The 13,839-nt window shown below is 63.6% G+C and carries 15 protein-coding genes; 12 read left to right on the top strand and 3 right to left on the bottom strand.

Going from position 1 to position 13,839, the window contains the following annotated elements:
• Positions 1–115: 115 nt before the first annotated feature.
• The 6 genes from EN824_RS03125 to EN824_RS03150 all read left to right on the top strand — a co-directional run bounded on the left by EN824_RS03125 (position 116) and on the right by EN824_RS03150 (position 5,506).
• Entirely contained in the window at positions 116–1,471 is a 1,356-nt protein-coding gene (locus tag EN824_RS03125; RefSeq protein ID WP_127873167.1) for an NAD(P)-dependent oxidoreductase, read from the top strand.
• A 5-nt stretch (positions 1,472–1,476) separates the two neighbouring features.
• Positions 1,477–2,319: a methyltransferase domain-containing protein gene (locus tag EN824_RS03130; RefSeq protein ID WP_127279324.1), complete on the top strand. Its 843-nt coding sequence runs from the start codon at positions 1,477–1,479 to the stop codon at positions 2,317–2,319.
• A 14-nt stretch (positions 2,320–2,333) separates the two neighbouring features.
• Complete coding sequence (gene preA, locus EN824_RS03135) at positions 2,334–3,647, top strand: NAD-dependent dihydropyrimidine dehydrogenase subunit PreA (RefSeq protein ID WP_135931887.1); 1,314 nt, start codon at positions 2,334–2,336, stop codon at positions 3,645–3,647.
• A gap of 406 nt (positions 3,648–4,053) precedes the next feature.
• Positions 4,054–4,572: an Rrf2 family transcriptional regulator gene (locus tag EN824_RS03140; protein ID WP_135866435.1), complete on the top strand. Its 519-nt coding sequence runs from the start codon at positions 4,054–4,056 to the stop codon at positions 4,570–4,572.
• A 28-nt stretch (positions 4,573–4,600) separates the two neighbouring features.
• A complete protein-coding gene (locus EN824_RS03145; RefSeq protein ID WP_127871730.1) occupies positions 4,601–5,059 on the top strand; it encodes a carboxymuconolactone decarboxylase family protein in 459 nt (152 codons plus the stop codon).
• Between the two features lie 69 nt (positions 5,060–5,128).
• Complete coding sequence (locus tag EN824_RS03150) at positions 5,129–5,506, top strand: DoxX family protein (RefSeq protein WP_135931888.1); 378 nt, start codon at positions 5,129–5,131, stop codon at positions 5,504–5,506.
• A 9-nt stretch (positions 5,507–5,515) separates the two neighbouring features.
• Here EN824_RS03150 and EN824_RS03155 read toward each other — a convergent pair whose 3' ends face one another.
• Both EN824_RS03155 and EN824_RS03160 read right to left on the bottom strand, forming a co-directional pair.
• Positions 5,516–6,238: an SDR family oxidoreductase gene (locus EN824_RS03155; protein WP_135931889.1), complete on the bottom strand. Its 723-nt coding sequence runs from the start codon at positions 6,236–6,238 to the stop codon at positions 5,516–5,518.
• On the bottom strand, positions 6,235–7,074 hold the full coding sequence (locus EN824_RS03160; protein WP_135866309.1) for an SDR family NAD(P)-dependent oxidoreductase: 840 nt from the start codon (positions 7,072–7,074) through the stop codon (positions 6,235–6,237). Before EN824_RS03160 ends, EN824_RS03155 begins: the two co-directional genes overlap by 4 nt.
• A gap of 103 nt (positions 7,075–7,177) precedes the next feature.
• On the opposite strand from EN824_RS03160, the gene EN824_RS03165 reads away from it, so the two are divergent.
• Positions 7,178–8,065: a helix-turn-helix transcriptional regulator gene (locus tag EN824_RS03165; protein ID WP_127279389.1), complete on the top strand. Its 888-nt coding sequence runs from the start codon at positions 7,178–7,180 to the stop codon at positions 8,063–8,065.
• A gap of 16 nt (positions 8,066–8,081) precedes the next feature.
• On the opposite strand, the gene EN824_RS03170 is transcribed toward EN824_RS03165, so the two are convergent.
• Entirely contained in the window at positions 8,082–8,717 is a 636-nt protein-coding gene (locus EN824_RS03170; RefSeq protein WP_127279388.1) for a TetR family transcriptional regulator C-terminal domain-containing protein, read from the bottom strand.
• Positions 8,718–8,942: 225 nt separating this feature from the next.
• Between EN824_RS03170 and EN824_RS03175 the strand changes: the two genes are divergently transcribed.
• The 5 genes from EN824_RS03175 (at position 8,943) to EN824_RS03195 (ending at position 13,821) form a co-directional block, all read left to right on the top strand.
• Positions 8,943–10,271 (top strand): aspartate aminotransferase family protein, encoded by a 1,329-nt coding sequence (locus EN824_RS03175; RefSeq protein WP_135866311.1) that lies wholly within the window; start codon positions 8,943–8,945, stop codon positions 10,269–10,271.
• 139 nt (positions 10,272–10,410) lie between these two features.
• Positions 10,411–10,674, top strand: coding sequence for a DUF559 domain-containing protein (locus EN824_RS03180; protein ID WP_245512112.1), 264 nt, complete (start codon positions 10,411–10,413; stop codon positions 10,672–10,674).
• On the top strand, positions 10,675–11,925 hold the full coding sequence (locus tag EN824_RS03185) for a Zn-dependent hydrolase (protein ID WP_135866313.1): 1,251 nt from the start codon (positions 10,675–10,677) through the stop codon (positions 11,923–11,925).
• A gap of 64 nt (positions 11,926–11,989) precedes the next feature.
• A complete protein-coding gene (gene hydA / locus EN824_RS03190) occupies positions 11,990–13,441 on the top strand; it encodes a dihydropyrimidinase (protein ID WP_127280214.1) in 1,452 nt (483 codons plus the stop codon).
• Between the two features lie 2 nt (positions 13,442–13,443).
• Positions 13,444–13,821, top strand: a complete 378-nt coding sequence (locus EN824_RS03195; RefSeq protein ID WP_127280215.1) for a hypothetical protein — start codon at positions 13,444–13,446, stop codon at positions 13,819–13,821.
• Positions 13,822–13,839 lie beyond the last annotated feature (18 nt).

Raw genomic sequence — 13,839 nt, forward strand, 5'->3', positions numbered from 1 at the left:
CGCAATTATCATGTTTTTATCCAGTCTTTTCAGCAACTTGCCTCAAAAATTGACCAATTGATAAAAAAATAAAACGTGCTAGCCTTCCCCAAAACGAAAACATGGGGAACTGAAAATGCCAGAGGGTCAGTTCAAAGAGGGTATTGTCGGCGGCCGCCTTGCGGCTGACCAATACGCGGACAATTTTTCCGACCTGCATCCGCCGCTCGATCATCACGAGGCGCTGGTCGAATCCGACCGCTGTTATTTCTGCTACGACGCACCGTGCATGAATGCATGCCCGACCTCGATCGACATTCCGCTGTTCATCCGCCAGATCTCGACCGGCAACCCGATCGGTTCGGCCAAGACCATCTTCGACCAGAACATCCTGGGCGGCATGTGCGCCCGCGTCTGCCCGACCGAGACGCTGTGCGAGGAGGTGTGCGTGCGCGAGGTGGCGGAAGGCAAGCCGGTGCAGATCGGCCGTTTGCAGCGCTACGCCACCGATGTCGCGATGGCCGAGAATAAGCAGTTTTATCCGCGCGCGACAGCGACGGGCAAGACGGTCGCCGTGGTCGGCGCCGGCCCGGCCGGCCTTGCCGCCGCGCACCGGCTCGCTCGCCATGGCCATGACGTGACCATCCTGGAGGCGCGTCCGAAGGCCGGCGGCCTCAATGAATACGGCATCGCCGCCTACAAGAGCGTCGACAACTTTGCCCAGGCCGAGGTCGACTATGTCACCGCGATCGGCGGCATCGACATCCAGAACGGCAAGGCGCTCGGCCGCGACTACCAGCTCTCCGACCTGATCCGCAATTACGACGCGGTGTTCCTCGGCATGGGGCTGGGCGGCGTCAACGCGTTGCGCGCCGATGGCGAGGATGCGGCCGGCGTCACCAACGCGGTCGAATTCATTGCCGAACTGCGCCAGGCCAGCGACCTCTCCGGGCTGCCGGTCGGCCGCCGCGTCGTCGTCATTGGCGGCGGCATGACGGCGATCGATGCCGCCGTGCAGTCGAAACTGCTTGGCGCCGAGGAGGTGACGATCTGCTACCGGCGCGGCCAGGACCATATGAACGCCTCCGAATTCGAGCAGGATCTGGCGGCCGCCAACGGCGTCACCATCCGTCATTGGCTGCAGCCGAAGCGGGTGATTGCCGAAGGTGGTAAGGTGTCGGGCATTGAACTCGAATACACCGCGCTCAACGGCGACAGGCTTGCCGGCACCGGCGAGACGCTGACGCTGGTTGCCGACCAGGTGTTCAAGGCCATTGGCCAGAGTTTTGTCCCGGCTGCCCTCAATGGCAGCGGGGCATCGATCGATCTCGAAGCCGGCCGCATCAAGGTCGACGGGGAAGGGCGCACGTCGCTCGCCAAGGTCTGGGCCGGCGGGGACTGCATTTTCGGTGGCGACGACCTCACCGTGTCCGCCGTGGCGCAAGGGCGCGACGCGGCTGAGAGCATCCACAGGAGTCTGACCCAGGGATAAGGATCATGGCCACGGTGGAACCGGGCATTGCCCGTCACTACGAGATTTCAGGCCTGGAGGAGCGAATCCTTGCCGCGCTCGCCGGTGCGGGTGTCGATGTTGCCCATTTGCGCGCCGGCGATCTCGAAGCGGTCGACGAATTCCACATTGGCGGCGTGGCCGCCACCAGGGACCTTATCAGCCAGCTTGGGTTGAAGCCTGGAGCCAGGCTGCTGGACATCGGATCGGGGATAGGGGGACCGGCCCGCTTTGTCGCCAACAACGCTGGCGTCGACGTCACCGGCATCGACCTGACGCAAAGCTATGTCGATATCGCCACCAGCCTGTCGAAGCGGACGGGAATGGCCGACAAGACCCACTTCGTGCAAGGCAGCGCGCTGGACATGCCGTTCGCCAAGGCCGGCTTCGATGCGGCAATGATCCTGCATGTCGGCATGAACCTTCCCGACAAGGCGAAGCTGATGAGCGAGGCCGCCCGTGTGCTGAAGCCCGGCGGCGTCTTTGCCGTCTACGACGTGATGCGGCTCAAGGACGGAGCGCTGACCTACCCGCTTCCGTGGGCATCCAACGAGACCATATCCTTCGTCGCCACGCCCGACGATTACCGCTCGGCCGCGGCGGCGGCGGGCTTCTCGGTGACCGCGGAGCGGCCGCGCGGCGCCTTCGCCGTCGAGTTTTTCGCCGCGATGCGTGCCCGGCTGGCCGCCGCGCAAGCCGAAGGCAGGAAGCCATCGCCAGGCCTCGGCCTCGTCATGGGCGAGGACGCCCGCACCAAGATGGCCAACCTCATCGCTGCCCTCGAGGGCGGCATTCTCGCGCCCGTCGAACTGCTTCTTCGTCTCGGTTGAAAGGGACCCCTGTCATGGCTGATATCAGAAACAATTTCGTCGGTATCAAGTCGCCCAACCCGTTCTGGCTGGCGTCAGCGCCGCCGACCGACAAGGCCTACAATGTCATCCGCGCCTTCAAGGCGGGTTGGGGCGGTGTGGTCTGGAAGACTCTGGGCGAAGAGGGGCCGCCGGTGGTCAACGTCAACGGCCCGCGCTACGGCGCGATCTGGGGCGCCGACCGGCGCCTGCTCGGCCTCAATAACATCGAACTGATCACCGACCGCGATTTGCAGACCAATCTGCGCGAGATGAAGCAGGTCAAGATGGACTGGCCCGACCGCGCGCTGATCGCCTCGATCATGGTGCCTTGCGAGGAAGAGAGCTGGAAGGCCATCCTGCCGCTGGTCGAGGAGACCGGCGCGGACGGCATCGAGCTCAATTTCGGCTGCCCGCACGGCATGTCCGAGCGCGGCATGGGCGCGGCCGTCGGCCAGGTGCCGGAATACATCGAGATGGTGGTGCGCTGGTGCAAGCAATATACGCGCATGCCCGTCATCACCAAGCTGACGCCCAACATCACCGACATCCGCAAACCCGCGCGCGCTGCCCATGCCGGCGGCACCGACGCGGTGTCGCTGATCAACACCATCAATTCGATCACCGGCGTCGACCTCGACAGTTTCGCGCCGATGCCGACCATCGACGGCAAGGGCTCGCATGGCGGTTATTGCGGCCCGGCGGTGAAGCCGATCGCCATGAACATGGTGGCGGAGATCGCCCGCGACCCCGAAACGCGCGGCCTGCCGATCTCCGGCATCGGCGGCATCACCACGTGGCGGGACGCCGCCGAATTCATGGCGCTCGGCGCCGGCAATGTGCAGGTTTGCACGGCGGCGATGACCTATGGCTTCAAGATCGTGCAGGAGATGATCGCCGGTCTGGAAAACTGGATGGACGAGAAGGGCCACCGCTCGCTCGACGACGTCATCGGCCGCGCCACGCCCAACGTCACCGACTGGCAGTATCTCAACCTCAACTACGTCGCCAAGGCGCATATCGACCAGGACGCCTGCATCAAATGCGGCCGCTGCCACATCGCCTGCGAAGATACCTCGCACCAGGCGATCACCAACATGGTCGACGGCGTCAGGCACTTCGAGGTGATCGAGGCCGAGTGCGTCGGCTGCAATCTGTGCGTCAATGTCTGCCCGGTCGACAATTGCATCACCATGGAGCCGCTGGCGGCGGGCGTGATGGACCAACGCACCGGTAAGCCCGTGTCGCCGGTCTACGCCAACTGGACGACGCACCCGAACAACCCGATGGCCAAGGTGGCGGCGGAGTAGGGTTTCGTCACGAGAAGAGCGCCGAGGGCGCAGCAGCTTTCCCTTCTCCCCGTCATTATACGGGGAGAAGGTGCCGGCAGGCGGATGAGGGGCAGCGCGACCTTTTGAGATAATCTGCGCACCGCACCCGCACCTCGGGCGTCACTGACGATCTGCGCAACCTGCCCTGGTGTTTGGCACCGGGCGATTTTCTATGATCTCAGTAATTGGATCGCAAAGTTGGCGCCGCCCCTCATTGCCCTGCCGGGCATTTCTCCCCGTATGGTGACGGGGAGAAAGACGCTGTCCTCGCCCATTTCGCCAATCATCAACGTGTTCCCGTTCTAAAAAGCAGGACGTTCCATTTTCCTATTGCCGATAAAAATTATCCACGATAAAAGATGTCCATGAATTGGAGATCATCACGATGAAGCTGGGCGAGGGCGTTGAGGCGGCCATCCACTGTGCGGCGACGCTGGCCAGTGTGGACGGCAACAGCACCATGCCGGGCGCGGCACTGGCGGAAGCGTTCGGCCTGTCGCCGAGCTATCTCCTGAAGCATCTCAATATGTTGAGCGCGGCGCGCATTCTGGAATCGGTGCCGGGTCCGGCGGGCGGCTATCGGCTGGCGCGGGCTGCGGAACGCATCACACTGCTCGACATCGTGCTGGCCGTCGAGGGCCGCGAACCCGCGTTTCGCTGCGGCGAGATCCGCCGCAACGGTCCGGTCAAGATCGATGCCTCGGCCTATGTCAAACCTTGCGGCATCAATGCCGCGATGCTGAAGGCGGAGCGCGCCTATCGGGCAGCGCTGGCCGAGGTGAAACTGTCCGACATCGTGGCGGATTACGCGGCGGAAGGCGACCCCAGATCGTTTGCCGCGAGCTGCGCCTTTGTCGAGCGCCATCAGCGGCCGCAGAAATCCAGTTCAACCAACCAAACCTAACCCTCCCGACGATGCGAAAGGAAAGACGATGAAACAGAGAATGCAGTTCTTCGCCAAGGCGCCCGAAATCATGAAGGCGGTCTCGGCGCTCAACAAGGCGGTCGACGAATGCGGGCTGGAGGTGAGCTTGCTTCACCTGATCAAGCTCAGGGCTTCGCAGATCAATGGCTGTTCCTTCTGCGTCGAGATGCACAGCCGCGAAGCCAGGCGCGACGGCGAGACCGAGCAACGGCTCTATCTGGTTTCCGCCTGGAAGGAATCGCCGCTGTTTTCCGAGCGCGAACGCGCCGCCTTGGCCTGGACCGAAGCGGTGACGTTGGTCGCCGACAACGGGGTGCCGGACGAGCTCTATGCGCGCGCGCTGGAGCATTTTTCGGAAGAGGAACTGGTCAAGCTGTCCGTCGCGGTCGGCATGATCAACACCTGGAACCGGCTCTGCATCCCGTTCCACGCCATCCATCCGATGCCGGCCGCCAAGGCGGCCTGATCGGTCCGGATGTTTGTTGGGGCGCCGCCGAATAAGGCGGCGCTTCTACTGTTTCAAGGGGAGCGTTTGATGCCTGCCGATTTGCCTTCGACCTTGCTGTTTTTCGGCCGCCTGCTGGCCGGCGGCGCTTTCGTCTTCGCCGGCCTGCGCAACATCCAGAACGCGGCCTTCCTGACCGGGTTGATGGCCGCGCGCGGCGTGCCGCAGGCTCGGCTGGCACTGTGGGCAGGCATTGTCCTGCAGGTCATTGCAGGGGCGCTGGTGATATCAGGCCTCTGGACCGTGATCGCCTGCGCGGCGCTGGTGCTGTTCCTGGTCGTCGCGACGCCGATGTTCCACAATTTCTGGGATCATCAGGGTCCGGACCGGGCGTCCCGCATCAACGGTTTCATCGGCAATGTCGCGCTCGGCGGTGGGTTCCTGACGCTGATCGCACAATCCGTTTGATGGCCGAAGTCAGGCCGCGAACCGCAGGCCGCCGTCGCAGGTCAGCACCTGGCCGGTCATGAAGCTGTTGGAGACGAGGAAGGCGATCGCCGATGCGACGTCCTCGGCGCGACCGATGCGGCCGACCGGCGTTTTCCCCGCATATTCGGCAAAGACTGCTTGCCGCTGCTCCTCCGGCAGAAAGTCCCACCACGGCGTGTCGATGACGCCGGGCGCCACGACGTTGACGCGCAGCGGCTTCAGCTCGACAGCCAGGATCGGCGTCACGGTCAGCAGCATGCCGTTGACGGCACCGATGCCGGCGACACCGGGCATGGTGACCTGAGCTGAGACCGCCGAGATGAAGGTGACCGATCCGGATTTGCTCAACGTCGGCAACGCGGCCTGCAGGCAGGACAGTTGCGGCCGCACCTTTTCGTCGACGCCGCCAGCGATGTCGGCGAGATCGAGCGTCTCGAACGGTCCGAGGCCCTTGCCGCCGCTCGCCGCCAGAACGAGGTGGTCGAACGGACCGAGCCGATCGAAGAACTGGCGCACCTCATCGGGCTTCGACGCGTCGAAGGCGGCCTTGTCGGCTGCGCCACCAAGGCTTTTCCAGGCGCTGACGAGCTTGTCCTGGTTGCGCCCGGTGATGGTGACCTTCATGCCCGGGCCGAGCAGTTTGCGCGCTGTCGCCAGGCCGATGCCGGACGAGCCGCCGATGATGACTGTGTGTTCGGTTGTGACGGTCATGACGGTTCTTCCTTCGATTTTGGCGAAGCCAGCCCGACGAGGTCGAGGCTCAGGCTTCGCAATTGCTGTCTTGCCCTGGCATCGTAAGCCTGGGCGTCGGCGCGGGATTCGCGCAGTCCGTCGAAATAGAGGCCGCTGCGGCCTTCGAGCTTTTGCGCGGTGGCGAGGTTCAAGATGGCGTCGGCGCCGGTTTCGACCGAACTCCATGGCTTCACCCCCGCCTGACGGACCATGGTGGTGTTCATGTAGCTCGCCGGATGCAGCGCGTTGACGGTGACGCCGCTGCCTTTCAACTGCTCGGCCAGATCCATGGTGAACAGGATCTGCGCCAGCTTGCTCTGGCAGTAGGCGCGCACGCCGCTATAGCCGTGGGTCAGCATGACGTCGTTGAAGTCGATCGCCTGCTGGCCGGCGGACGCCACATTGACGATGCGCGCCGGGGCACTTGCCCTGAGCAGCGGCAGCAGCTCCGAGGTCAGCAGGAAGCCGGCGAGATAGTTGACGGCAAAGCGAAGTTCGTGGCCGTCGGCGCTCGTCTGTCGCTTGTCGCCAGCCGTGCCGACGCCGGCATTGTTGATGAGGACGTCGAGGCGGCTCGTCCTGGCGCGCACGGCCTCGGCGAGGCGCCTTACCTCCGCCAGCGACGCGAGATCGGCCGCGAGAAACTCGGCCTTGCCGCCGGCGGCTTCGATCTCGGCGATAACGGCTTTGCCGCGTGTGGCATCGCGGCCATGCACCAGTACCCGTGCGCCGGAGGCGCCCAGCCATTGCGCCACGACCCGGCCGACGCCGTCGGTCGATCCGGTGATGAGAATGGTCTTGTCTTTCAATTCCATGTTCAGAGCCTCCTGTTGCTGCTCCGAACGCAAGATGGGACGCTTCGCCCACGGCAAACAGTTCAAACTTTATCCTGGTATCAATACTGCTATAATAGCCGGTATGAACGCTTCCATCTCTGCTGCCCCCACCCAATCAGCCGACGAGAGCCGCCGGCGCGAACTCGGCGCCTTCCTGCGTTCGCGCCGGGAAAGGCTGACGCCGTTGGCCACCGGCATCGCAACAGGTCCGCGACGGCGCACGCCGGGTCTGCGGCGCGAGGAAGTTGCGATGATCGCCGGTGTCGGCACTACCTGGTACACCTGGCTCGAACAGGGCAGGGACGTGCGGCCCTCGGTCGAAGTGCTCTCGGCGCTCTGCGAGGCGTTGCGCCTCGACGCCGTCGAGAAGCGGCATCTGTTCATTCTCGCCGGCCGCCAGCAGCCGGAACGTCGTGTGGCGGCGCCCGAGAAGGTGGACGCTACGCTGTTGCATATGCTGCAAAGCCTCGTCCTGCAGCCGGCCCAAGTGGTCGGCCGGCGCTGGGATGTGCTTGCCTGGAACCCGGCCGCGGCGGCTGTGTTCGGCGACTATGGCCTGCTGGAGGGCGACAGCAGAAACATCGTCCACATGGTGTTCACCAATCCGCACCATCGCCGCCTGCTGGTCGACTGGGAAGAACTCGCCCGTGTGGTGCTCGCCTCGTTTCGTGCCGAAAGCGCCAAATATGTCGGCGATCCCGATTTCGACAGGCTGATCGCCCTGATGATGAGTTCAAGTCCCGAGTTCCGTGACTGGTGGCCGCGGCGCGACGTGGCGCGCAGGCTGACCGGCGTGAAGCACGTTCGGCATCCCAAGGCCGGCTTGATGGCTTTCGAGCATATGAGCCTGTCGATCGACGACGGCTCGGACATGCGGCTGATCGTCTATACACCGCTTGCCGAGCAGAACTCGGTCGCCAAGCTGCAACAATTGCTCGACGCGATGCCGGCCGAACGGCGCAGCGCGTGAGGCCTTGTGGAATTGGTCAGCCCTTCGGCTTCAGCCCATCGAGGAACAATTGCTCAAGGAAGCGGGCGGCATCCTCGAATCGGCCGTCGCCGCCGCGGTTCGGGCCGAGCACGGCGCGGACCTGGACGTCGAAATCGGCATAGTGCTGGGTGGTCGCCCAGATCGAGAAGATCAGGTGCCAGGGATCGGTCCTCGCGATCTTTCCGGCGCGCATCCAGCCCTTGATGACCGCTGCTTTCTCGTCGACCAGCGTCTTCAGTTCGCCCGCCAGCAGCGGCATGATGCGCGGTGCCCCCTGCAGGATCTCGTTGGCGAACAGCCGGCTCTCGCGCGGAAAGTCGCGCGCCATTTCCAGCTTGCGCCTGATGTAGCTCCTGAGCTCGGTCATCGGATCGCCGATATCATCGAGTTCCCTCAGCGGCGCCAGCCAGGTTTCGAGCAGCCGTTCCATCAACGTCTCGTGAATGTCTTCCTTGCGGCGGAAATAGTAGAGCAGGTTCGGCTTCGACATGCCGGCGGCTTCGGCGATCTGGTCGATGGTTGAGCCGCGGAAGCCGTTGGTGGAGAACACTTCGAGTGCGGCCTCCAGGATCAGTTCGCGCTTTTCCTGCTGGATGCGGGTGCGGCGAGGGGCTTGCGTGCTGATGGTCACCGTTGCGGACCCTCGCATTGACGGTCATCTGGACCAATTCTCTGGACCAGTTTTTCCCTAGCCTGTGGAACGCACTTCAGGAGCCGCATTTCCGCTAGTAATCCTTGACCGCCGACAGGGCGGTGCTAACGTTTGTCCAATCGGTCAAAATTTGCGTAGCATGAAAGCACGGCAAAGACCAAGCGTTGGACGCACCGAAACAGGTTACAAGGGGAAGTCTTGGTCATGTCCAACCGGCTGAAAGTCACGCCGAACGATCTCAGCGCATTCTGGATGCCGTTCACGGCAAACCGGCAGTTCAAGCAGGCGCCGCGCATGTTCGTGTCCGCCAAGGACATGCACTATACCACCAGCGACGGCCGCAAGGTGCTGGACGGCACCGCCGGCCTGTGGTGCGTCAACGCTGGCCACTGCCGCCCGAAGATCACCGAGGCGATCCAGCACCAGGCCGCCGAACTCGACTACGCACCGGCCTTCCAGATGGGCCATCCGATCGTGTTCGAACTGGCGAACCGCCTGGTCGACATCGCGCCCAAGGGCATGGACCATGTGTTCTTCACCAATTCCGGTTCGGAATCGGTCGAGACTGCTCTGAAGATGGCGATCGCCTATCACCGCGTGAAGGGTGAGGGCTCGCGCACCCGGCTCATCGGCCGCGAGCGCGGCTATCACGGCGTCAATTTCGGCGGCATCTCGGTCGGCGGCATCGTCACCAACCGCAAGATGTTCGGCACGCTGCTGGGCGGCGTCGACCATATGCCCCACACCCACCTTCCGGAGAAGAACGCCTTCTCCAAGGGCGTGCCGGAGCATGGCGCGGAGCTCGCCAACGAGCTGGAGCGCATCGTCGCCCTGCATGACGCCTCGACCATTGCCGCCGTCATCGTCGAGCCGGTCGCCGGGTCAACGGGCGTCATCCTGCCGCCGAAGGGCTATCTCGAGAAGCTGCGCGAGATCTGCACCAAGCACGGCATCCTGTTGATCTTCGATGAGGTCATCACCGGTTTCGGCCGCCTCGGCGCGCCGTTCGCCGCCGATTATTTCGGCGTCACGCCCGACATCATGACCACCGCCAAGGGTGTCTCCAACGGCGTCATCCCGATGGGCGCGGTGTTCGTGAAGAAGGAAATCCACGACGCCTTCATGACCGGCCCCGAGCACATGATCGAGTTCTTCCACGGCTATACCTATTCGGGCAATCCGATCGCCTGCGCTGCCGCACTCGGCACGCTCGACACCTACAAGGAAGAAGGACTGCTCACCCGCGGCGAGGAACTGGCGCCCTATTGGGAAGATGCGCTGCATTCGTTGAAGGGCGAGCCGCATGTCATCGACATCAGGAACATCGGCCTGATCGGCGCGATCGAGCTGGCACCGATCGCCGGCAGTCCGACCAAGCGGGCCTTCTCCGCCTTCGTCAAGGCCTTCGAGCGCGGCGCGCTGATCCGCACCACCGGCGACATCATCGCACTGTCGCCGCCGCTGATCATCACCAAGGGCCAGATCAACGAACTGATCGACCATGTGCGGGATGTATTGAGGTCGATCGATTGAAGATCTGGGCGCGGATATCCCTCCCCCTCGAGGCGAGGGTGGCCGCGAAGCGGTCGGGTGGGGTCGGTGCGACCGGGCGCCGACCTGATCTTTTGCCGCGAGGCCGCCGTTGATGCCCCGGACTCGCGTGAGTTTCGAAATGCGCCAGAAGGCGCGCGCGGATGGCGATCTGCACGAACACGAAAAGGGCAAACGGCACGACGCCGTTCGCGATGCTTATCTGCGTTCGCTCGGGTTCGATATCTTTCGCGTTGACGAGCCCGATGTCATAAACAGCGCCTGGCATGTCGCGCAGGCGGTCAAGGGGAAGGTCGAGCTTATGTCAGGCGACCCCACCCGACCGCTTCGCGGCTACCCTCCCCTCGAGGGGGAGGGGGACGCCGCGCAATTGGAGAGGTTTTGAATGGCCGCACCCGGCGAAAATCTGCGAATCAATTCAGACCGTTTGTGGGATTCGCTGATGGAGATGGCGAAGATCGGCCCCGGCATTGCCGGCGGCAACAATCGCCAGACCGTGACCGACGAGGACGGCGAGGGCCGGCATCTGTTCAAGCGCTGGTGCGATGCGGCCGGGCTCGAAATGGGCGTCGACGAAATGGGCACCATGTTTGCCCGCCGCGAAGGCACCGACCCCAGCCTGCCGCCGGTCTATGTCGGCAGCCATCTCGATACGCAGCCGACCGGAGGCAAATATGATGGCGTGCTCGGTGTGCTCGGCGGCCTGGAGATCGTGCGCTCGCTCAACGATCTCGGCATCAAGACGAAACATCCGATCGTCGTCACCAACTGGACCAACGAGGAAGGCGCGCGCTTCGCGCCGGCGATGATGGCCTCCGGTGTGTTCGCCGGCGTGCTCGACCAGGCCGACGTCTACGAGCACACGGACAAGAACGGCAAGAAATTCGGCGAGGAACTGGAGCGCATCGGCTGGAAGGGCACCGAAAAGGTCGGCGACCGCAAGATCCACGCCTTCTTCGAACTGCATATCGAACAGGGCCCGATCCTCGAGGACGAAGACATCGACATCGGCGTCGTCACCCACGGCCAAGGCCTGAAATGGCTGCAGGTGACGCTGACCGGCAAGGAGGCGCATACCGGCTCGACCCCGATGCCCAAGCGCCGCAACGCCGGGCTCGGCATGGCGCGCGTGATCGAGCTGGTGCACGAGATCGCCATGGACTACCAGCCCGACGCGGTCGGCGCTGTCGGGCACATGGAAGTCTATCCGAACTCGCGCAACATCATCGCCGGTCGCACCATCTTCACCATCGACATTCGTTCGCCCGAAAAGGAAGTGCTCGATGCCATGGATGGCCGCATCCGCGAAGGCATCGACACGATCTGCGACGCGCTGGATATCAAATACGAGATCGAGCAGGTCGGCCACTTCGATCCGGTCACCTTCGACAAGGACTGCGTCAAGGCAATCCGCGATGCCGCCGATCGGCTCGGTTACACGCACCGCAACATCGTCTCCGGTGCCGGCCACGATGCGTGCTGGATCAACCGCGTGGCGCCGACCGCCATGGTGATGTGCCCTTGCGTCGACGGGTTGTCGCACAACGAGGCCGAGGAGATCACCAAGGAATGGGCATCGGCCGGCGCCGATGTGCTGTTCCACGCGGTGGTGGAGACGGCCGTCATCGTGGAGTGAACTAAGAGATCTACATTCGAAACGCCGCTCACCAAGAAGCGCGAAGAGAACAGGGAACAGATAAATGACCAAAGTCATCAAGAACGGTACTGTCGTCACCGCCGACCGCACGTGGAAGGCCGATGTGCTGTTCAGCCACGGCAAGATCGTCGCCATCGGCTCGGACCTGCACGGCGACCATGAGTACGACGCCACCGGCTGCTATGTCATGCCGGGCGGCATCGACCCGCACACCCATCTCGAAATGCCGTTCATGGGCACCTATTCGGCCGATGATTTCGAATCCGGCACGCGCGCGGCGCTCGCTGGCGGCACCACGATGGTGGTCGATTTCTGCCTGCCGGCGCCGCAGCAATCGCTGCTCGAAGCCTTGCAGATGTGGGACAACAAGACCTCCAAGGCCGCCTGCGACTATTCCTTCCACATGGCAATCACCTGGTGGGGCAAGCAGGTGTTCGACGAAATGGCCACGGTGGTCGACAAGGGCATCACCTCGTTCAAGCACTTCATGGCCTACAAGGGCGCGCTGATGGTCGACGACGACGAGATGTACGCGTCGTTCCAGCGCTGCGCCGATCTTGGCGCGCTGCCGCTGGTCCATGCCGAGAATGGCGATGTGGTCGCGGCGTTGTCGCAGAAGCTCCTGGCGGCCGGCAATAATGGGCCTGAGGGCCACGCCTATTCGCGTCCACCGGAAGTGGAGGGCGAGGCGACCAACCGCGCCATCATGATCGCCGACATGGCCGGCGTGCCGCTCTATGTCGTGCATGTCTCCTGCGAGCAGAGCCATGAGGCGATCCGGCGGGCGCGCCAGAAAGGCATGCGGGTGTTCGGCGAGCCGCTGATCCAGCACCTGACCCTCGATGAGAGCGAGTATTTCGACAAGGACTGGGACCATGCGGCGCGCCGGGTGATGAGCCCGCCCTTCCGCAATAAGCTACACCAGGATTCGCTGTGGGCCGGCCTGCAGGCCGGATCGCTGCAGGTGGTGGCGACCGACCATTGCGCCTTCACCACGGACCAGAAGCGTTTCGGCGTCGGCAACTTCACCAAGATCCCCAACGGCACCGGCGGGCTCGAGGACCGGCTGCCGGTGCTGTGGACCAGAGGCGTCAACACCGGACGGCTGACGATGAACGAGTTCGTCGCGGTGACCTCGACCAACATCGCCAAGATCCTCAACATGTATCCGAAGAAGGGCGCCATCGTCGAAGGCGCGGATGCCGACATCATCGTCTGGGATCCCCAGCGCAAGAAGACCATATCTTCGAAGAAGCAGCAGTCTGTCATCGACTATAATGTGTTCGAAGGCGTCGAGGTGACCGGCCTGCCGCGCTTCGTCTTCTCGCGCGGCGAACTGTCGATCGAGGAGTCGGACGTGAAGGCGAAGCCCGGCCATGGCGAGTTCGTCGGAAGGGAGCCGAACGCCGCGGTCAACCGGGCGCTGTCGACGTGGAAAGAGATCACCGCGCCGCGCAAGGTCGAGCGGACGGGCATCCCGGCGACGGGGGTTTGACCATGCGCGCCATTCATCTTGCCATCGCCGCCGCGGCGCTTTTGTCAGCGGGCCATGCGTCGGCAGCCGGGATCGATCTCAGCAAGCCTTATGGCGACAAGTATGGCTGCATCAACAAGAACGGTCAGGAAGTCGCCGCCGATCAGATGCTGCTTCTGACCGACAAGGAACTGATCACGGCGGCCAGCGCCTGCACCTTCACCGAGACGAAGGCGCAGGCCGATGGCTCGTTGACGATCAAGGCCGAGTGCGAAGCCGAAGGTGAGGACGGCAAGTCGCCGGCCACCTTCACCATCAAGCACAGCGCCAAGAATGCCAAGAAACTGTCTGTCGTCGACGAAGACGGCAATGTGATGGGTGAAGTCTCCCGGTGCAAATGATGGCGACAACCCTCGCGT

Origin of the sequence: Mesorhizobium sp. M8A.F.Ca.ET.181.01.1.1 (assembly GCF_004792025.1) — a bacterium.
Lineage (GTDB): Bacteria > Pseudomonadota > Alphaproteobacteria > Rhizobiales > Rhizobiaceae > Mesorhizobium.